This is a genomic window from Alteromonas macleodii, assembly GCF_903772925.1.
GTDB lineage: Bacteria > Pseudomonadota > Gammaproteobacteria > Enterobacterales > Alteromonadaceae > Alteromonas > Alteromonas macleodii_A.
This window is the reverse complement of the sequence record NZ_LR812090.1, coordinates 1,304,681-1,325,947: the sequence shown is the minus strand read 5'-3', so window position 1 is coordinate 1,325,947 and position 21,267 is coordinate 1,304,681. Positions and strand designations below refer to the sequence as shown.

General features: G+C 43.7%; 16 protein-coding genes. 10 read left to right on the top strand and 6 right to left on the bottom strand.

Annotation, left to right across the window (positions count from 1 at the left end):
* Positions 1–11 precede the first annotated feature (11 nt).
* The 7 genes from putP to PCAR9_RS05745 all read left to right on the top strand — a co-directional run bounded on the left by putP (position 12) and on the right by PCAR9_RS05745 (position 8,190).
* Positions 12–1,517 carry a sodium/proline symporter PutP gene (putP, locus tag PCAR9_RS05775; RefSeq protein ID WP_179982785.1) on the top strand — a complete coding sequence of 502 codons (1,506 nt, stop codon included), beginning with the start codon at positions 12–14 and terminating at the stop codon, positions 1,515–1,517.
* A 253-nt stretch (positions 1,518–1,770) separates the two neighbouring features.
* Positions 1,771–2,685 (top strand): sulfate adenylyltransferase subunit CysD, encoded by a 915-nt coding sequence (gene cysD, locus PCAR9_RS05770; RefSeq protein ID WP_179982784.1) that lies wholly within the window; start codon positions 1,771–1,773, stop codon positions 2,683–2,685.
* Complete coding sequence (cysC, locus tag PCAR9_RS05765; RefSeq protein ID WP_179982783.1) at positions 2,685–3,281, top strand: adenylyl-sulfate kinase; 597 nt, start codon at positions 2,685–2,687, stop codon at positions 3,279–3,281. The genes cysD and cysC overlap by 1 nt, the downstream gene beginning before the upstream one ends.
* Positions 3,281–4,072, top strand: a complete 792-nt coding sequence (cysQ, locus tag PCAR9_RS05760) for a 3'(2'),5'-bisphosphate nucleotidase CysQ (protein WP_179982782.1) — start codon at positions 3,281–3,283, stop codon at positions 4,070–4,072. Before cysC ends, cysQ begins: the two co-directional genes overlap by 1 nt.
* 1 nt (position 4,073) lies before the next feature.
* A complete protein-coding gene (cysN, locus tag PCAR9_RS05755) occupies positions 4,074–5,489 on the top strand; it encodes a sulfate adenylyltransferase subunit CysN (protein WP_179982781.1) in 1,416 nt (471 codons plus the stop codon).
* A 16-nt stretch (positions 5,490–5,505) separates the two neighbouring features.
* Positions 5,506–7,230: an SLC13 family permease gene (locus tag PCAR9_RS05750; protein WP_179982780.1), complete on the top strand. Its 1,725-nt coding sequence runs from the start codon at positions 5,506–5,508 to the stop codon at positions 7,228–7,230.
* Between the two features lie 255 nt (positions 7,231–7,485).
* A complete protein-coding gene (locus tag PCAR9_RS05745; RefSeq protein WP_179982779.1) occupies positions 7,486–8,190 on the top strand; it encodes a YIP1 family protein in 705 nt (234 codons plus the stop codon).
* 81 nt (positions 8,191–8,271) lie between these two features.
* Here PCAR9_RS05745 and PCAR9_RS05740 read toward each other — a convergent pair whose 3' ends face one another.
* Positions 8,272–9,225 carry a DUF3025 domain-containing protein gene (locus PCAR9_RS05740; RefSeq protein ID WP_179982778.1) on the bottom strand — a complete coding sequence of 318 codons (954 nt, stop codon included), beginning with the start codon at positions 9,223–9,225 and terminating at the stop codon, positions 8,272–8,274.
* A 70-nt stretch (positions 9,226–9,295) separates the two neighbouring features.
* Here PCAR9_RS05740 and PCAR9_RS05735 point away from each other — a divergent pair, with 70 nt between their 5' ends.
* Both PCAR9_RS05735 and asnB read left to right on the top strand, forming a co-directional pair.
* Positions 9,296–10,963 (top strand): M28 family metallopeptidase, encoded by a 1,668-nt coding sequence (locus PCAR9_RS05735; protein ID WP_179982777.1) that lies wholly within the window; start codon positions 9,296–9,298, stop codon positions 10,961–10,963.
* A gap of 396 nt (positions 10,964–11,359) precedes the next feature.
* Positions 11,360–13,030 (top strand): asparagine synthase B, encoded by a 1,671-nt coding sequence (asnB, locus tag PCAR9_RS05730; RefSeq protein ID WP_179982776.1) that lies wholly within the window; start codon positions 11,360–11,362, stop codon positions 13,028–13,030.
* A gap of 321 nt (positions 13,031–13,351) precedes the next feature.
* On the opposite strand, the gene PCAR9_RS05725 is transcribed toward asnB, so the two are convergent.
* Positions 13,352–14,254: a type 2 periplasmic-binding domain-containing protein gene (locus PCAR9_RS05725; protein WP_179982775.1), complete on the bottom strand. Its 903-nt coding sequence runs from the start codon at positions 14,252–14,254 to the stop codon at positions 13,352–13,354.
* 100 nt (positions 14,255–14,354) lie between these two features.
* Positions 14,355–15,029, bottom strand: a complete 675-nt coding sequence (gene queE / locus PCAR9_RS05720) for a 7-carboxy-7-deazaguanine synthase QueE (protein ID WP_179982774.1) — start codon at positions 15,027–15,029, stop codon at positions 14,355–14,357.
* A gap of 95 nt (positions 15,030–15,124) precedes the next feature.
* Here queE and queC point away from each other — a divergent pair, with 95 nt between their 5' ends.
* The gene (queC, locus tag PCAR9_RS05715; protein WP_179982773.1) at positions 15,125–15,784 is read left to right on the top strand and encodes a 7-cyano-7-deazaguanine synthase QueC; all 660 of its coding nucleotides are present in this window, start codon (positions 15,125–15,127) and stop codon (positions 15,782–15,784) included.
* 107 nt (positions 15,785–15,891) lie between these two features.
* On the opposite strand, the gene PCAR9_RS05710 is transcribed toward queC, so the two are convergent.
* The 3 genes from PCAR9_RS05710 to PCAR9_RS05700 all read right to left on the bottom strand — a co-directional run bounded on the left by PCAR9_RS05710 (position 15,892) and on the right by PCAR9_RS05700 (position 20,631).
* Positions 15,892–16,818 carry a LysR family transcriptional regulator gene (locus PCAR9_RS05710; RefSeq protein WP_118489862.1) on the bottom strand — a complete coding sequence of 309 codons (927 nt, stop codon included), beginning with the start codon at positions 16,816–16,818 and terminating at the stop codon, positions 15,892–15,894.
* 330 nt (positions 16,819–17,148) lie between these two features.
* A complete protein-coding gene (gene uvrB / locus PCAR9_RS05705) occupies positions 17,149–19,164 on the bottom strand; it encodes an excinuclease ABC subunit UvrB (protein WP_179982772.1) in 2,016 nt (671 codons plus the stop codon).
* Between the two features lie 84 nt (positions 19,165–19,248).
* Positions 19,249–20,631, bottom strand: a complete 1,383-nt coding sequence (locus PCAR9_RS05700; RefSeq protein WP_179982771.1) for an MATE family efflux transporter — start codon at positions 20,629–20,631, stop codon at positions 19,249–19,251.
* Positions 20,632–21,267: the final 636 nt, after the last annotated feature.

Here is a 21,267-nt window from a genome sequence, read left to right as displayed (position 1 = left end):
AGGGAATTTATATGGCTACTGGCACGATAATCTCGTTGGGTTTGTATTTTGTTGTAATGTTGGGAATAGGCCTTTTCGCCTATCGGCAAACAGACACCAACGTAGAAGGCTATATGCTTGGAGGCCGCCAATTAGGCCCCGCTGTAACCGCACTTTCAGCAGGCGCATCAGATATGAGTGGCTGGATGCTCATGGGTTTACCTGGTGCAATGTACGTATCGGGCTTATCTGCAGGCTGGATTGCCGTTGGATTAGTTCTAGGTGCGCTCGCAAATTATATGTTGGTCGCTCCGCGCCTTCGCGTTTATACCGAAGTGGCTAACAACTCCATTACCCTACCCGACTATTTCGAGAATCGTTTTGCCGATAACTCTCGTCTACTAAGAGTGATCGCTTCTGTGGTCATCGTAGTTTTCTTCACGCTTTATACGTCATCAGGTGTTGTTGCCGGTGGAAAGCTCTTTGAAACATCCTTTGGTTTAACATATGAGACAGGTTTATATGTTACTGCTGGTGTTGTCGTTGCCTATACCCTCGTGGGTGGATTTATGTCAGTGAGCATGACCGACTTTGTGCAAGGCTGCATAATGTTCGTATCACTCATCATGGTACCTGCTGTGGTCATCAGTGAACTAGGCGGCATTGGGGCTTCAATTGACGCACTAGATACCATTAACCCTGCTCTATTTGATGCATTTATGGATGCCTCTACTAATGAAGCACTAAGTGTAATCGGTATTGTTTCATTAATGTCATGGGGTTTAGGCTACTTTGGCCAGCCGCATATTATCGTTCGTTTCATGGCTATACGTTCAGTAAAAGATATTCCTACTGCTAGAAACATCGGCTTGAGCTGGATGATTGTTTCTATCATCGGCGCGCTAATGACGGGTTTGTTTGGGTTGGCTTATATCACCGGTAACGGCAATGACATTGACCCAGAAACGGTATTTATCTACCTCTCTCAAATTTTATTCCATCCGCTTATTGGTGGCTTCTTATTAGCTGCGATCTTAGCGGCTATTATGAGTACCATTTCGTCTCAGCTACTAGTAACGTCTAGTTCACTTACCAGTGACTTTTACCAAGCCTTCCTTCGCAGAGATGCCTCTGATGGTGAATTAGTAATAGCGGGTCGCGTAAGCGTTGTTGCTGTAGCGCTAGTGGCTATCTATCTAGCGTATGACAGAGACAGCACTATATTGACCTTAGTAAGTAATGCATGGGCTGGCTTTGGCGCAGCATTTGGACCGCTAGTACTGTTTAGCTTATTTAAACGAGAAATGACCCGCCGCGCAGCATTGGGAGGCATGATTGTTGGTGCTGTGACTGTACTACTATGGATTTATCTTCCGATAGAAATCGGAGGCCAGAAGCTTGGTGCGTGGATGTACGAGATTGTACCCGGGTTCATTTTATCGAGCTTAACCATAATGATTTTGAGTAAATCAGGTACACCAAGAGAAGGCGTGCTAGACACATTCGATGCATTCCAGACCAAGCTGAATGAAAAGTAATTTAAAAATAACGCGTAAATAAGAGCAAAAGTAAGGCCCTGTTTAGTTTTCTAAGCAGGACCTAATCTTTTTCTAGCCCCTCAAAATAGGGCCTTATGCTTCAATTGTATGACAGTTTTATTTATTGGAATAAGATTGCTATTTTAAATAGCAAAATCGCATACTACTTTTGAATTTAAATATGTTATCGTTCTATGCAGAAAAATAACCCGCATATAACTTTTTTATATATAACATAAATTCGGACTTCAAAATGACTGCTAGTATCCCGTCTGTAACGCATTTGAAACAACTCGAAGCCGAGAGTATTCAAATTTTCCGTGAGGTCGCTGCTGAGTTTGAAAACCCAGTAATGCTTTACTCTGTAGGAAAAGACTCTTCAGTGCTGCTTCACCTTGCCCGTAAAGCGTTCGCGCCAGGCAAAATTCCTTTTCCACTTCTACACGTAGACACCACGTGGAAGTTTGGCGAAATGATCAAATTCCGCGACGAGCAAGCAGAGAAACACGGTTTTGATTTGCTTGTTCACATCAATGAAGAAGGTGTTGAAGCTGGCGTTGGTCCATTTAGCCATGGCTCATCGAAACACACTGATATCATGAAGACCCAAGCGCTCAAGCAGGCGTTAAACAAATATAAGTTTGACGCAGCGTTTGGTGGAGCACGACGCGACGAAGAAAAATCTCGTGCTAAAGAGCGCGTTTACTCATTCCGCGACAGCAACCACCGCTGGGACCCTAAAAACCAGCGCCCAGAGCTTTGGAATATCTATAACTCACAAGTTAACAAAGGCGAAAGCATTCGTGTTTTCCCAATGTCTAACTGGACTGAGCTAGATATCTGGCAATACATCTACTTAGAAAACATTGATATTCCACAACTGTACCTTTCTAAGCCTCGCCCTGTGGTAGAGCGTGATGGCGTGCTCATTATGGTTGATGACGACCGTATGCCGCTTGAAGAAGGTGAAGTACCAGAGATGCGCTCTGTGCGCTTCCGTACCCTAGGCTGTTATCCATTGACCGGTGCGGTAGAGTCAGAAGCCGCAACCTTACCTGAAGTTATTCAGGAAATGCTGCTGACCAAGACCTCTGAGCGTCAAGGTCGCGTGATTGACCATGACAGCGCAGGTTCAATGGAGAAGAAGAAAATGGAAGGGTACTTCTAATGGCCACAGACAACGTTGTTTGGCATAAACACGAAGTCAATAAAACCACCCGTTCTGAAAAGCTAGGGCAAACGCCTCGCGTTTTTTGGCTTACTGGTTTAAGTGGTTCTGGTAAATCAACATTAGCCAACTTGCTTGAGAAGAAGCTTCACGAGCAAAACAAGCACACCTATCTACTAGATGGCGACAACGTGCGTCACGGCTTATGCGGCGACTTGGGTTTTAGCGACAAAGATCGCGTTGAAAATATTCGCCGCATTAGTGAAGTTGCGAAGCTATTCGTTGACGCTGGTACTCTTGTACTTACCGCTTTCATCTCTCCGTTTAAAGCTGACCGCGATTACTGCCGTAGCTTAATGGCAGACGGTGAATTTGTGGAAGTGTTTGTTGATACACCACTTGAGGTGTGTGAAAAGCGCGACCCCAAAGGCTTGTACAAAAAGGCCCGCAGTGGCGAGATCAAGGACTTTACAGGTATCGATTCAGCCTATGAAGCACCTGAATCACCGGAAGTACACTTAACCTATCAGGATGAACCGGCAGAGCAGACCGCTGAGCGTTTATATGCTTTGCTACAAGAAAAGGGATTGGTGTAATGACACAGCCTTTAAATAATCTCGCACAAAAAGTACTAACTATTGCCAAAGAAGCTGGCGATAAAATTATGGCGATTTACGAAAAAGATTTCGCTATTTATGAGAAGCAAGATACCAGCCCACTAACCGAAGCTGATCTTGCCGCCCATAACGTTATTGTAAAGGCCCTTGAAGCGGAATCTGACCTGCCTATTCTTTCTGAAGAGTCAGCTGATATTTCGTGGGATGAACGTAAAACGTGGTCGTCATACTGGCTGGTTGATCCGCTAGACGGCACCAAAGAGTTTATTAAGAAAAACGGTGAATTTACGGTAAACATTGCACTTATCGAAAATGGCAAACCGACTATGGGTGTGGTTTACGCGCCCGCGCTAAACAAGAGCTATGTTGGTATTGTGGGTGAAGGTGCATGGACCGAAGTAGATGGTGAATTCACTGCCATTTCTGCGCGTAAGCACGATGGTGCAGAAGTGTGGAAAGTGGTGGGCAGTCGTTCTCACCAAAGTCCTGAAATTCAAAATTTATTGGCACAGCTTGAAGGTGAAACTGAGCTTGTGGCGATGGGCAGCTCACTAAAACTTTGCTTAGTGGCAGAGGGCGAAGCACATCTTTACCCTCGTTTGGGCCCAACATCTGAATGGGATACAGGCGCTGCACATGCAGTTGCACTGGCTGCTGGGGCAAATGTAACTGTTTTAGACCCAGAAAATCCACTAGATGACAACGCCGACGCTCTTACCTATAACCAAAAAGAGTCTGTGTTAAACCCCTTTTTCCTTGTGAGCGCATAACATGAACAACGAAAACGAATTATTAAGACAGGACGTTCTGTCTTACCTTGAGCAACACGAAAAGAAAGACATGCTACGTTTCCTTACCTGCGGTAGCGTAGATGATGGTAAGAGTACCCTTATTGGTCGCTTACTTCACGATTCAAAAATGATTTATGAAGACCAACTTGCTGCCATTACAAAAGACAGCAAAAAAGTAGGTACTACGGGAGAGAAAGTTGACCTTGCCCTTCTTGTAGACGGGCTTCAGTCTGAGCGTGAACAAGGTATTACTATTGATGTAGCTTACCGCTACTTCTCTACCGACAAGCGTAAATTTATTATCGCTGATACCCCAGGGCACGAGCAGTACACCCGCAACATGGTAACAGGCGCATCTACTTGTGACCTTGCTATTATTCTTGTTGATGCTCGTGGCGGCGTTAAGGTGCAAACCAAGCGTCACTCATTCCTTGTATCTCTTCTAGGTATCAAACACGTTATTGTTGCTATCAACAAAATGGACTTAATGGACTATTCAGAAGAGGTCTATAAGCAGATTCAGGAAGATTACCTGAAGTTTGCTGAGCAGCTTGATATTCCTGATATTCAGTTTGTTCCTATCTCAGCATTGGAAGGCGATAACGTTGTAGGTGTTAGTGAGAAAACACCTTGGTTCAACGGCACACCACTAATGGAAATGCTAGAAAATATTGAAATTGGTGAAGATGACAATCAGGAAGATTTCCGCTTCCCAGTACAATATGTTAATCGCCCTAACCTAGATTTCCGTGGCTTTGCCGGTACGGTAGTATCAGGTCAGGTTGCGCCAGGTGATGAAGTGACTGCACTTCCATCAGGTAAGAAATCAAAAGTTAAGCAAGTGGTTACATTTGAAGGCGATCAAGAACGCGCTTATGTACCTCAAGCGGTTACGCTAACACTCGAAGACGAAATTGATATCTCTCGTGGCGATATGATTGTTAAATCAGACAACTTGCCACTACTTAACACCCAGTTCAAAACACATTTAGTCTGGATGTCTGAAGAGCCGCTAATGCCAAACAAGCAATACTTGTTTAAGTTCGCGACTAAGTCAACGCCAGGGGTTGTTGCTCATATCGATAATCAAATTGATGTGAACACGCTGGAAGAAGCAGATGCCATGCACCTAAATCTTAACGAGATTGGTGTAGTTGACGTCAAGTTCACCCAGCCAGTAGCCTGTGACCCGTACAAGCGCAACCGTCCTACAGGTTCATTCATTGTTATCGACCGTTTAACCAATGGTACCGTAGGTGCAGGTATGATCATCGACGAAATTGCCGGTGATGCACAGCATACTTCGCCTAATTTCTCTGAGTTTGAACTTGAATTCAATGCATTAGTCCGCAAGCACTTCCCGCATTGGAACTCTGTGGATATCAGTAAACTATAAGCAGGACTGGAGCAATATGGATGTGACCCAGTTCATCGTACTGACAATTTTTGTCAGTACGATATGCGCGCTGATTTTTACCAGTCAGCGCCCTTCCACTGTGTTTTCTGGTGCAGTGTTAGCTTTACTGGTTACCCAGCAGTTATCTCTTGATGACATCTTGCTAAACTTAACAAACAAGGGCCTAATCACCCTTGTTTTGTTGCTTTTAGTAAGCAGTGCTATTGATAAAACCGCGTTAATAAAACGTATTGGTAGAAAGCTCGTTAGTGCTAACTTTACCCAGTCCTACTGGCGACTGTTTTCACTTACTTTTGTGTCGTCAGCACTGCTCAATAACACAGCAATTGTGGCCAGTCTTATTGGCCCTATAAAACAAAATCAATACCACCCCGCTTCCCGATTACTGATCCCGCTTTCCTACGCCGCAATACTCGGTGGCACTGTTACTTTAATTGGTACCTCAACTAACCTTATTGTAGATAGCTTTCTACAAGAGCACGGGCACCCTGGTTTCAACTTTTTCGACTTCACACTTTATGGCTCCATTGCTGGGCTAAGCTGTGGCCTTCTCATGTTCATGTTATTACCTTTGTTGCCCAACATTGGCAACAAGAACAATAACTATCATGAGTATATGGTTGAAGCAGAAGTCGAAGCAGGTTCAGAGCTAATTGGCAAAACTGTGGAGCAAAACCACTTACGTAACCTGCCTGAGCTTTTTTTGGTAGAAGTAGTGCGCAATGGCAACCTAATCTCGCCTGTTGGTCCTGACTTAGTTATTCTGGAAAACGACAAGCTGATCTTCTCTGGCAATGTCCAAAAACTAGATAACTTAAGCCATATAAAAGGATTAAGCATGTTCGCAGAAACCGATGGGGTATTGCGTGAAAGCTTAACTGAGGTTGTAGTGGCCAACCGCGCTCAAATAATTGGGCAAACCATTAAAAATCTGGGATTCAGAGCCCTGTTCGATGCTGCCGTTGTAGCTATTCGCCGCGATGGAGAGCAACTATCAGGAAAACTAGGTGAAATAAAGCTTCAAGCCGGTGACTTTTTGCTGCTAGCAACAGGGCCTGATTTTGCAACTCGTCAAAACTTGAATAAGAACTTTTTCATTTTGTCTGAGCAAAAAATTGCCCGCCCATTAACCAATAAGCAAGAGTGGATCACCCTTGGTGGTTTCCTTACGACAGTGTTATTAGCCGCGACTAATGTCATTTCATTGGCTATTGGTTTACTGTTCTTAGCTGCTGTTCTTATCGGGGTTAGGGTTACGTCAAACGGAGAAATGAAGCGAAACCTGCCGCTAAACTTGATTGTTGTAATAGTCGGTGCGCTAAGTTTAGCCACTGCGCTCGAAAACTCTGGGGTCATTACCACTACAACCGAAGCGCTCATGCCTCTTTTGGCGGGCACTGATTGGTTTGTGGCGCTCGTGGTTATCTACTTGCTAACTTTACTTTTAACTGAGTTCGTTACCAACAACGCAGCTGCGGCTTTAATGTTTCCTTTTGCTTATGGGCTAGTGCAAATTATCGGAGCTCCGCTAATGCCATTCGCTTTAGCTGTAGCATTTGCAGCGAGCGCGAGCTTTATATCGCCATTTGGCTACCAAACCAACCTCTTGGTTTACAACGCTGCCAACTACAAATTTGCACATTTTATAAAGATAGGTCTACCAATATCTGTGATGTACAGCACTATAGTGCTAACGCTGCTGAATATAACTTATCTATAGGCTGTATACGGTTTTGCCAGCATAAAAAACAAAAGGGAAGCCATGCTTCCCTTTTTACTGGTCTTTAACCAAGCTTGCACTCAATTAACCTTATACATTTTCCCTTACAAAAAATGTCGCTTTATCAGAATCTTGTGCTGTACATAATGTGTGCCCGCCAGTAATCTTATACCCAAACTAATGAACAATAATTTGCAGTCATTGTTTTACACACAACCTAAGCAGCAAATAAAAACTAAGAAAGAGGAGCAAGGGATGCACACTGTGACGAATCCTTTCCAAGCGTGTAATGATATCTTTTTTAAACCGAATGGTGTATTCAAAGCAGTTGGCGAGCACAACAACTGGAGCTGGATGCCGTTTATCTTGGTTATGGCTATTACGCTGGTATCACAATATCTCTACGTGAACTTTGTTGATATTGAGTGGTTTGCAGAAATGAACATTGCCGCACAGGGCGATATGAGCCCGGCTGAAGAAGAGCAGATGAAGGCTTTCTTCACCAGAGATGCGCTGCTTTGGTCTTCTATTATCGGCGCTTTTTTCATTCCTATTATCGTTAACGCTGTTTATGCAGTTTACGTAAACCTCATGACTCGTTCAGACGATAGCCATGTTTTCGGTTTCACAGATTGGTACGGTTTTGCATGGTGGCTTTCAATGCCTTACGTACTTACCGGTTTAGTTGGCGTTGCACTGCTATTGTTCACTGGCGACCATCAGGTGGCACCATCAATCTTATCACCAGCATCCTTAGGCTTTATCGCAAGTATTCCTATGGACTCGCCTTGGTACGCGTTCGGCCAAGCTTTAAGGTTAGAGCTTTTTTGGGGAATTTATTTGGCCACCGTAGGCATCTCGCAGTGGACGTCTTTTCCTCTTAAGAAAGCGGCACTCATTGCAAGCGCTCCGTATGTGGTTATCTACGGTATTTGGCTGATTGCTTTAGCGCTATTCTAAAAAAATACACTTAATAGCCGCCTTCCATTTGGCTATTTGTTGGCGCTGCTCCGAAAAAAAACTGGGGCAGCGTCAAGCTCTTTAAGACCACAAAGGTAGCTGAATTGTCGGCTTACTTCCCTCCCGGAGCGGTCTAAAATAGTCTTTATTCTGATAAAACACTTCATCTTGTTGACCTTGCCACAAAGGTACGCCAAGCAAAGGCAATGGTTTTAAAAGCGGTGTACTCTCAAAATAATTTAACGTTTTGATGCGTGCTGTCATCGCATCGTCTAGCACCAAGCGCTGCTGCCATTTATCAAGATGGCTAAAGCCTTTTGGTACAGCCACTGCTAACCACTTGCCCGTGAGGCCTACAAATGGATTTAGCATCATTTCTAAATTCGCGTGTCCAAAGATAAAAGGGCTGACCTGTTTGTGCCACAGTGCTCGTTTTTCAACAAAGACACGCTCCCACTCATGGGACGCTAATTCCGCTAAAAACGTTTCAAGAGTGCCTCTGTCATATAGCGCACCTAGCGTGGCCTTATCTGTAGTTTCGCTATTTGAGTCAATAAGTGTTGCTGTACGCTTAGGCTTATTTGAAGCAGTGCTATCAGGCGCTTCAATGGCAAGCACTACACCGCACTCATCGAAGTGCGTAATGCGATTGCGTCGCGGTGTTCTGGGGTTTACACCGTATGCACTAATATCACTAATATGTAGCGCATTTAACAGAGATTTTGTTTTGGGGAACTGCAGCCAAATAAGTGCATTAAACAAGTCGTGCCAGCTATGCTCTCTGGTAGGAACTACACCGTCTTCACTAATGATGGTCTCGTAATAACGCTGGTCATCATGTGAAAACTGGCTTTGTCCTTTGAACAGTGGCCCTTGCCATTGTTCATAATACCGGGCCGTTAATTCATTTAGCTGTTCAGGCGTAGGAAATTCGCCGTTACTTAGCAAGCCAACCTCTTCAAGAAGCGCCGTAACCGGTTTACTGGCGTATTTTAGTAAGTAGTCTTTACAGAAGGGGATTGAGTTTGATTGCATATCAACTATTGGTTCGCTTTGGGGTTTTCTCTATACTGGTCGCGTATTGTAGAGCAAACAGAGACTAACAATGAAAAAAATGTTTTTGCCATTGCTTGTACCTACCCTTTTAGGCGTAAGTGCTTGCACACCTAACAACGAGAGCACCACAACCAACGAGACAGCGCAGAAAACTATGCCTGTGGCTTCTAACTTCGACAGTGTTTATAACAACATTTCTGATGCTGATATTCGCGAGCCGCTAAAAGTTTTGTCTTCTGATGAGTTTGAAGGTCGTTTACCAACGACTGAAGGTGAAAAGAAAACCATTGATTACTTAGTCAGTGAATTTACAAAAGCAGGTCTTAAGCCCGGTAATGGCGATAGCTTCCTTCAAAAAGTAGCACTTATGGAGATCACTGCTGATCCTGATATGACCATGACGATCGGCGACAATACCTTTGCCTACAAAGAGCAAATGGTAGCCTCTTCTAAGCGCGAGCAAAGCTCGGTATCTCTTGAAGACTCTGAGCTGGTGTTTGTTGGTTATGGCGTAAATGCGCCAGAATACGACTGGAACGATTACGAAGGGTTAGATGTTAAGGGCAAAACCGTAGTTATGCTAATTAACGACCCTGGTTTTGAAAACCCAGAAAGCGGTAAGTTTCAAGGTACTACCATGACCTATTATGGCCGTTGGAGTTACAAATACGAAGAAGCGAGCCGACAAGGGGCGGCGGGTGCCATTATTGTTCACGAAACCGCGCCAGCGTCTTACGGCTGGTCGGTTGTTGCAAACAGCTGGAGTGGTCCGCAGTACGGTTTAGTGAGTGCCGATAAAGGTGCGAGCCGTGTTGCCGTTGAAGGCTGGCTTACGTTAGATGCAGCGAAAAAAGTGTTTGCCGATGCCGGTCTTGATTTCGACACAGAGAAAGCTAACGCCATGCAGGGTCCATATAGCAAAGCGATGGATATTAAAGCGTCGGTTACCGTGAAAAACACTTTCGAAAAGTCAGAAAGCTACAACGTAATCGCCACGTTACCGGGTACCGAGTATCCTGATGAGCATATTATCTACACAGCCCATTGGGATCATTTAGGTAAAGACGAAAGCAAAGAAGGTGACCAAATCTATAACGGCGCGCACGACAACGCCACAGGTACTGCAGCAATGCTTGCTATGGCTAAAGCCTATTCAGAACTTACGCCTGCACCTAAGCGTTCAGTTTCGTTTTTAGTAGTTACGGCTGAAGAGCAAGGCCTATTAGGCAGTAAGTTTTATGCCAGCAACCCTGTCATTCCTATTGAGAGTACCGTTGCGAACATCAATATGGATGCAATGAACGTGCTGGGGAAAACTAAAAACGTTGCTGTTGTAGGCATGGGTAAATCAGAAATGGAAGATTACCTTGAAGCCGCCGCAGCTAAACAAGGTCGAACACTTACCCAAGAAGACCGACCTGAAGCAGGTTACTACTACCGTTCTGACCACTTCAGCTTTGCTAAACAAGGTGTACCGGCACTTTATGCAGAGGGCGGCAATGAGCCAGCAGATGAAGAAACGGCTAAGTATAGAAAACGTATGAACATTATCGTGACAGGCTGCTACCATCAAGTGTGCGACCAATATCGCGATGACTGGGACCTAAGCGGCATTGTACAAGACACTCAGATGCTGTTTGACGTAGGTGTCGGCGTTGCGAATGCAGACGCTTGGCCTAAATGGAATGAAGCAAGTGAGTTTCAGCGCAAAAATTAATATCCGCACTGACTTCTAAGCGTTAAAAATGCTTACTTATGCAGTAAAACTAAAAGGGCCTTTTTATAGGCCCTTTCTTATTTCTCATTCCTAAAGCACTACTCCAAGCGGCTTCGAATTGCTACTTTTTACTATTCAGTAAACTCACTCACTATTTAATTGATATAATAATTATGCACCCCAAATAGGATAAAAATGTTAATAAACGGCTATTTTGAGATAAAAGGAATAAGTATTTCCATTTTCTCATCATAATGTACTTGCAATTTCCTGTCAGACTGGCACATTCAAGGCACGCGAAAAAAGAATAAAAACAATCCTTCGCTCACTCGTACGCGAGTACCGACAGAAAAAACTTCTATTTTTTTCAACAAGTGAACAGAGAGAATCCGTTATATGTGTGGTATTTTCGGTATCCTTGATATCAAAACCGATGTGTCTGAACTCAGAACCCAAGCCCTCGATTTATCAAAACTATTGCGCCACCGTGGCCCTGACTGGTCGGGTATCTGGAATAATGACAATACCATTCTTTGTCACGAAAGACTGGCGATTGTCGACGTAGATACAGGGGCACAGCCTCTTATCAGCCAAAACGATAAGCAAATTCTTGCTGTTAACGGCGAGATTTATAATCACAAGCAGCTAGCCGCTGACTTAGATGAACCGTATCCATTTAAAACCCGTTCAGATTGTGAAGTTATCCTTCCGCTTTTTCAGCAAAAAGGTATCGACTTTATTGATGACTTAGAAGGCATGTTCGCGTTTATTCTTTACGATGAAGAACAAGACGCTTACCTGATTGCCCGTGACCATATTGGAATTATTCCGCTTTATACGGGCTATGACGAACACGGTAACTTTTATGTTTCGTCAGAAATGAAAGCACTAGCGGGCGTATGTAAGACAATTAGTGAGTTCCCTCCTGGTCACTACCTTTGGAGCAAAGAAGGAAAAATCACTAAGTACTACAAACGCGATTGGATGGAATACGACAACGTAAAAGACAACACAAGCGATTTAGACGAGCTTCGCGTAGCGTTTGAAAAAGCAGTGAAGTCACACATGATGTCTGACGTGCCTTACGCAGTGCTGCTGTCTGGTGGCCTAGACTCATCACTGGTTTCTGCTGTGGCTGCACAGTACGTAGCCAAACGTGTTGAAGACGAAGATAAGACCGACGCCTGGTGGCCACGCCTACACAGTTTTGCTGTAGGACTTGAAGGCGCTCCTGATCTTAAAGCTGCGAAGAAAGTGGCGGATATGATTGGTACAGTTCACCACGAAATCCATTTCACCATTCAAGAAGGTTTAGATGCCATCCGAGATGTTATCTTCCATCTAGAGACGTACGATACAACCACTATCCGCGCTGCTACTCCTATGTACCTTATGACCCGCAAAATTAAAGCAATGGGCATAAAGATGGTGCTTTCGGGTGAAGGTTCTGATGAAATTTTTGGTGGTTACCTGTATTTCCATAAAGCGCCAAATGCTAAAGAATTCCACGAAGAAACAGTACGTAAGCTAGATCGTCTTCACATGTTTGACTGTGCTCGTGCCAACAAAGCAACGTCAGCATGGGGTGTTGAAGCACGCGTTCCTTTCTTAGATAAGAACTTCATTGATGTAGCCATGCGCCTAAACCCACAAGACAAGATGTGCCTTGATGGGAAAATGGAAAAATGGATCCTTCGTAAAGCGTTTGATAACGGCGATACACTGCCTGCAGAAGTATTGTGGCGTCAAAAAGAGCAATTCGGTGACGGTGTAGGTTATTCGTGGATCGACTCAATTCGCGATTTCGTTGAAAACGAAGTAACCGACCAACAACTGGCTACTGCGGAGTTCCGCTTCCCAGTGAATACGCCTGACACAAAAGAAGGCTATTACTACCGTACTATTTTCGAGAGCTATTTCCCTCAAGAAAGTGCTGCGCGCTGTGTACCTGGCGGCAAGTCAATCGCCTGTAGTACTGCAGAAGCTCTTGAATGGGACGAGAGCTTTAAGAACAATGCCGACCCTTCTGGTCGCTCAATGAAAGACGTTCACGCTGGCGAGTCTTAATAGACGCAACGAAACAGCAATATGTAAAATGTAGAAAACGCAGCTTAGGCTGCGTTTTTTATTGCAGTTTTAATTTATACCAGTCCGCATAAATAATTACCCACTCAGCGAGAGTTAAAATGTTCGTAATCACGGCGTGTTACCGCAGGTATAGTGGTTCTACATCAAGGTGACACAACAAAGAGTACGGACATTTTAAACTCGCCCTTCGGGAAGGTCTGGCAAGCTTCCTAGCTTCATGCTGGGAATTTGAAAGGGAACAGCCATTCCTGCATTCCCACGCTTTGCTAGGAAACTTGCCAGCACCTTCTGAGTGGGCACTTATCTATGCGGATTGGTATTAGTCATCGTTGGTTTATACCAGAGTGCAGAGTTAGTGAGAGGGGTTTCAATAGGAAGCAATGGGTTTTCCAGAGTAAATATTTTGCGCTCACTAACATCTAGAGACTCTAAGATAGGCGCATAGGTAGACTCAAACAAGGCGTCAAACGACCCGTCTTTTATGGCTCTATTTAACCCAGTGTGAATGAGGTTTTCTAATGTTTTATTATTTACATTTACGAAGTAATACATTGCTGTTGGGTAATAGAGGGCCATTGAAGGTTCAAGGTAGAGGTTAGAGCGACGGCCTTCTTCCTCAAGTTCTGCGCTCACTTCCATCACTGAGCGGGGAAAAAAGTCACCTTTCCCCTGTTTAATCATGTCATACGCTTCGCGAAATTCAGGCACGGTGAAAACATTGAACCCGTTGGCTTGGAGAATTTTGGTATCTGGCCACTCCTCACCTTGAATAGGAACAAGTTTGCGCATATCGTTCAGCGATAATACATCACTAAATTTTGACTTTTTATCTTCGTTTATAACAAAGACGCGAAAGCCAATCAGACCTTTGGCGATAGGTATTCGAATGGGAGTCAGTTCTTTTTCACGCTGGTTATCTGTCATGCTCCACACAACGTTCACTTCTCTATTCTCACGAAGCTGGCGCATAGCCTTACTCGTCAGTAATATGCGATCCGAAGGACGAAGCTCATAATTGACACCTGTTTTATCGAGAGCAAGTTTAAGTAAAGCGATAGGATATTGAGCTCGCGCGTCGGAGTCGTCGATAGGACGGGGGTAGGTAATCGTCCACGTAGCGCCATCAGCCGTTGGTACAATAGCCAAAAGACACAAAGCAATAGCCGTAGTAACGGCTTGTTTAAGCGTGTTGAAGCTGTGCATTTTCTTTATGCCCATGATGAATTAAAGAGTGAGTTAAAGAGTAAGCTGAGTGCTCATCATCGCTAATTATTCTTTTAAGCGGCCGATATGTATTAAACATTTATTCAATGCCAATGTATTTGTGTGTTTGTAAAGATAGCCGCCAGTTGCGCTCAATACAAGTACGCACAGCCAGTTCAGTCGCTCTCTTCTGCTGGCTAATTGGTTGTAAACAAACCTGTTTTCCTTCTAGCGATGATACATTGCTCAACAGCGCATCAAGTTCATCAATATGCTTTTGCATAGCAATAGGATGCTTAATTTCGTTTGCCCTTTCTAATGCGCTGACTAAAACATCGTATCCACCTTTCATATTTATTTTAGGTGAAACGGTTACGTAAGTGCGTTCGTCACACAGAACTTCAAAGGTGCCGCTGGTCTCAATTTGTGTGGTATACCCGTTATCGTGTAGCAAGGTTGTCAACGGACGTAAATCATACATACAAGGCTCACCACCGGTAATAACCACGTGCTTTGCCACGTATCCTTGTTTACTAAATTCGGCTAGTAAGGCGTCTTCGCTTGAGATGAAATAGCTTTCTGACTCTTCACCTTTGGTTATTACCGCCTGTGGCGAAACACTTAAATCAGGCTTGATTTCCCATGTATGTTTGGTATCACACCACGGGCAGCCTACAGGACAGCCCTGCAGACGAACAAAGATAGAAGGAATACCTGTGTGAGCTCCTTCACCCTGGATAGTTTCAAACATCTCATTGATGTTTAATGTGGACATTACAGACAAAATGACACCCTTTAACGATTGTATGTTGGGATTTTACCAAGGATCACATAAAATTCGGGGATAATTTCTTAAATCTTCAAAAAACTATGTCATCAGAAAATGTTGTTGTTATTTATTCAGGAGGCATGGACTCTTTCACGGTACTGCACAAAGCACTAAATGCAGGCAAAAAAGTCCACGCATTAAGTTTTAACTACGGTCAACGTCACAAAAAAGAACTCGACTATGCGGCGAACGTATGTAAATCACTTAACGTGCCACATAAAATTGTTGATATTAGCGCTATTAACACACTTATTGGAGGCTCTGCCCTAACGTCAGATATAGATGTGCCTGAAGGCCATTATGAAGAACCAAGCATGAAACAAACGGTAGTGCCTAACCGTAACATGATATTGCTTTCATTAGCGGTTGGCTATGCTGTGAGTTTGGACGCCAATGAAGTTTACTATGGTGCACACTCAGGCGATCACGCCATTTACCCCGACTGCCGACCAGAATTCGTGCATAAGATGAATGACGTATGCGGTATTGCAAACTATACCCCTGTTACCATTATGACGCCTTATATCGACGACAGCAAAACAGCTATTTTGACCGACGGTTTGTCAATGGGTTTGGACTATGGGCAAACATGGACATGCTACAACGGCAGAGAAAAAGCCTGCGGGAAGTGCGGTGCATGTGAAGAACGTTTAGAAGCGTTTAAAGAAAACAACGCTACCGACCCTTTAGAGTACGAATAAGCACTGGGTATAAAAATAGATAGACTCAAAAAAACACCTCTTGTTCCACGCGCATTTATAAGCGCTTTGAAACAAGAGGTGTTTTTATATTCGCTGTATTGATAAAACTACTTCTGACTTTCAGAAATAAAATAGCTCAACTCTTTAATACAGTGGCGCAATACTGGGTTTAGCCGCGTGTTTTTACCATTCATCACAAACAACTCGTGGCTAAAGTTAAAAAGGCTACCTTGTGCAATAGGCACAAGTCCTAACGCCGCACCCTGCTCTTTTGCCATGTAATCAGGTAACAAGCCAATATATTCGCCCGTCATAATTGCGGACATTGCGGCGTCAAAAGAATCAGAAAAGGTTTGAATAGATAGCCTGGTCTCATCTTCAATGTAATTAGCCGATGACAGGCCAGCGATACCAATCGCAGGATAATCACCAATTTTCACATTCTCTGGCAACTCAGTATCGCGATACTTTGCCAACGGATGGGTTGGCGCACAATATAATCGCCCTTCAGTTTCAATTCCCACGGGGTGAAAAGTCACTGATTCGGGTTTTACCATGTCATAGGTTGAAACTACAAGGTGACACTCACCCGAAAGCGCTACGTGTTCTACTTCGTTATATAAGCGAGTTTGGATATTCACATGGATATCATCAAACTTTTTCATTGTACTTTTGACCGCTTTACTTACAGCCATGTGCATTGATAGCGGAAGACCTGCCATCAACACGAGCGTGATATGGCCAGAGTAGTCATCGTGTAGCGATTTTAGGTTAAATACAAAGTTATCGAATGCGTTGAAGATGCGCTTGGTTTCTTGAAAAACCACCTCACCTTCTTTTGTCATTTGAAAACCACCACGCCCACGATGGCATAGCACCAAATCCAAACGTTCTTCCAGCTTTTTAATAGCGGCACTGATATTTGGACGTTGCATTCGCAACACGGGTTCAGCCGCAGTAAATCCGTTGCAGCTTGCTACAGCATAAAACACACGCAGTAGCTTGATATCTGACTCCTGAAGACGATTAAGCATATTAGCACCTGTTTTTAGGTATAGTTATAGATACTCTTACGAGAACTATATGTAACTAATCGTGCTATTACAACGACATTTTGCCGCTTTTCGTCTCATTTAATAATAAAAAAGCAACTTTTCTGTTTGGTAAATAGTTATCTACAGGAATATTTTTACATAAGTAAAAAGAACATAAGCAAAGGTGGGGAGAAAATAGTGATGTGTTATTCAGATTTATACGGAAAATGTGCGTAGAAGGCTTTGTAACATTTTAACCTCGCCCTTCGGGAAGGTCTTACGAGTGAAGTGCCCCCAAAACACATTGAGGGCTTTGACTATGTAAAATGCTTAAGAAAGCGCAACCACCTGTTTTCTAAGTGATTCAATATCGTCACGAAGTGAAGCCGCTTTTTCGAACTCAAGCTCTCGGGCATATTCGAACATTTGCTTTTCAAGTTCAGTGATTTGATCCATCAACTCAGTTGCACTTGCTGTCTTCTGTTGCTTTTTCTTTTCTTCAACTTTGCGCAGTCTTACCTTGCCAGAGGCAGGATGTGCACTATCACCTAGGTCCATAATATCGGTAATAGGCTTATTGAGTCGCATCGGTGTAATGCCGTTGGCCTCATTATGCGCCATCTGCTTTTCACGACGACGATCCGTTTCGTCTATCGCTTTTTTCATAGATTTGGTTATGCTGTCACCGTATAAAATCGCTTTACCATTTACGTGGCGTGCAGCACGACCAATAGTTTGAATAAGCGAACGCTCAGCACGTAAGAACCCTTCTTTATCCGCATCTAAAATAGCAACGAGCGAGACTTCAGGCATGTCCAAACCTTCACGTAAAAGGTTGATACCAACCAACACGTCAAATTTACCCAACCGCAAGTCGCGAATAATTTCAATACGCTCAACAGTATCAATATCGGAATGTAGATAGCGCACCTTAACGCCGTGCTCGTTTAAGTACTCGCTTAAGTCTTCAGCCATACGCTTTGTTAACGTAGTAATGAGCACACGTTCGTCGAGCTCTACTCGCTTTTGAATTTCAGAGAGCACATCATCGACTTGGGTGGCTACGGGGCGCACTTCAATAACCGGATCTAATAGCCCAGTGGGCCGCACAACTTGTTCAACTATCTCGCCGTCAGTTTTCTTCAACTCATAGTCACCCGGCGTAGCAGAAACATAAATGGTCTGAGGGCAGATTTGCTCAAATTCTTCAAACTTCAGAGGGCGATTGTCCAACGCAGATGGCAATCTGAAACCAAACTCCACTAGCGTTTCTTTTCTAGAGCGATCCCCACGATACATAGCCCCTACTTGGGAAACCGTAACGTGAGACTCGTCGATAAACATCAAGCCATCTGCCGGGAAGTAATCTAATAAAGTTGGAGGCGGCTCGCCCGGCGCTCGACCCGACAAGTAGCGGGAATAGTTTTCAATGCCCGAACAATATCCAAGCTCCATCATCATTTCGATATCAAACTGGGTACGTTGTGAAATCCGTTGTTCTTCAATAAGCTTATTCGTTTCCTGAAGCTGCTTTTTGCGCTCGCCTAATTCATCCTTTATATGCTCAATAGCATTCAGAATTTTCTCTCGCGGTGTAACATAGTGCGTTTTTGGGAAAACCGTCGCGCGAATAACAGACTTATCCACTGCGCCGGTTAACGGGTCGAATAAACTGATTTTATCTATTTCATCGTCGAACAGCTCAACCCTTACAGCTTGCTTTTCAGAGTCAGCGGGGAAAATATCAATAACATCCCCACGCACACGGAATGTACCCCGTTCAAAGGCCAAATCGTTACGCTTATACTGCAGTTCAGCAAGGCGACGTAAAATATCACGCTGATCCATGGTGTCGCCCTGTCGAAGATGCAGCAGCATTTTCATATAGGATTCGGGGTCACCCAAGCCATAAATAGCCGACACACTGGCCACTATCACTACGTCACGGCGCTCCATCAGTGCCTTAGTAGCTGACAATCGCATTTGTTCAATGTGATCATTTATAGACGCGTCTTTTTCGATAAAGGTATCGGTACTAGGAACGTAGGCTTCTGGCTGGTAATAATCATAATATGAAACAAAGTACTCTACGGCGTTATTAGGGAAAAACTCTTTCATTTCACCGTAAAGTTGAGCCGCAAGTGTTTTATTGTGTGCCAGTATAAGCGTGGGTCGCTGCACTTCTTTAATGACGTTGGCCATAGTAAAGGTTTTACCTGACCCCGTAACACCTAGCAGTGTCTGGCCGGCCAAACCACTTTCCAAGCCATCGACTAAGGCTTCGATGGCCTTAGGCTGATCGCCCGCTGGTTTGTATTTAGAATGAAGCTCAAACCCTCTACTCATTTATTTAACCTTTCCTTTAGCCTAATGCTTAACATATTATTTGCGGGCATATTTTCTGAAAAATACAGCGAAGCACACTTACCGTTAGCCTCGTTGAGCATTTATAGTGTCTGTTTCGAACTTAGCTAGCGCACTCTTGAAAACAACAAGCGAGACACATGCCATTGCAATATTGGCAATGACAGTACCGGCAAATAGCCCTTTCAAGTCGAAGAAAAAACTGCCCGCAACGCTTATTGGTACGAAGAAAATAAACAAGCGGATGACACTTAGAACTAATGCAGTCATGGGGCGGTGCATTGCGTTTAACGATGAGTTAGTCAGAATGATAATGCCTTGCATGCCATAACCTAGCGGCACAATCATCAAGAAAAGCTGTATCAATACGCTTACCTCTGCTTCATGGGCAAAGGCAACGGCTATCCAGCTAGACATTGCCCACATGACAAGAAAAATGCCGAACTGCCAAACAAGAACAAACTTCAAAGTAAGTGAATATGCTTTTTTTACCCGTTCTACCTGCCCTGCTCCTACGTTTTGGCTGATAAATGGAGGCAGCGTCATAGATAGCGCTAGCACAACAATGCTAGCAATAGACTCCATTCTATTACCTACCCCCCAAGCTGCCACTGCTTCGGCGCCGTAACCAGCAACCACAGCTGTCATCACACCACCTGCAATTGGGGTTAACATATTTGCTCCTGCCGCAGGCAGCCCTATTTTGAGAATTTCCCGGCTGCTGTCACGTAGCTCGGCGAGTGTTAGAAGTCGAGGTAACATTAACTTTCGACGTACAGATAAAATATAAAGTATCCATATGGCGCCAACTATCCACGCGATAAAGGTAGCCAACGCCGCACCTTTTATTCCCATTGCCGGAATAGGCCCAAGTCCGAATATAAAAATAGGGTCAAGCAACGCATTTAGACCGCCCCCTGCTGCCATCACTATGCTAGGTGTTCGGGTATCACCACATGCGCGAAGTACACTATTGCCCACCATAGGCATAGCTAAAAAAATGCTCGATAAATACCATAGGCCCATATAGTCAGATATATATGGCATTAAGTTATCTGTGGCATTAAGCAGTTTAAATACAGGCTCTATGGTAAAAAAGCCAATTATTGCTAATGTCCCTACCAGCAAAACAGACAGCATTAGCGAGCCTGTAGCATAGTGTTGGGACTTGGTTATTTCCTTACTACCCTGCAACTTCCCTATAATTGCCGAGGTTCCTATACCTAAACCAATGTTCAGACTAATTACGGTAAAGGTCACTGGAAAGGTAAAACTGATAGCAGCTAATGGGTCTGTGCCCAACAAACTGACGAAAAAGGTATCGATAAGCCCAAAGCTCATCATCATTACCATCCCCAATATCATAGGAATAGTCATACGCTTTAACGTAGTACCTATATCTCCTCCCAATAAGTCGGAAGTACGTTGTTTAGCGTTAGTTTTTATCACTAGAGCTCCGGCTAATTAAATTCCCCTCATTAACTGCGCGCTAGTGTAAAACGGTGAACGCTATTTAGCCATGCTGTTTCGATAAACAAAGCAAAGCGTAAGAGGGAGAGAAGAAATATAATGTTTTTAATGAAAATACATGCACTTTGCGAATTTGTTCGCTATTCGCTAAAAGCACTACTTTGTCAGTATTTTTACACGATTAATATGTCAGTGAATTCGTGACAGTTTAGTTTCTATTCCATTTCACTTTTAATATAGTGACTATCAAAGTTCATCCATATTAAATTTTTACAACTCAGCGGTTGAAAGACCAACAAAAATGTTAATAACTTGTAAGAGTCTGAGAAATAACATGGATTTTGTTGAATAGCATTTAGTCATTCGTTGAATTAACACACAAGCTACTTTTTGTTCAACCGATCAATTTAGATCGAAGGTTGCGATCACAAAAACAGTGCTAACCCTTTGTAGTATATAGAATATAACCCCACATTCAGGCCTATTCAATCGGATCAATTAATACCTGATCTTACAAAAGCAGTAGACGAATATAAGCTATCAACATAGTTATCCACAGATTTAGTGGATAACTACCGCCAGACCATATTCGGCGGGATTTCGTGCTCGATTAAT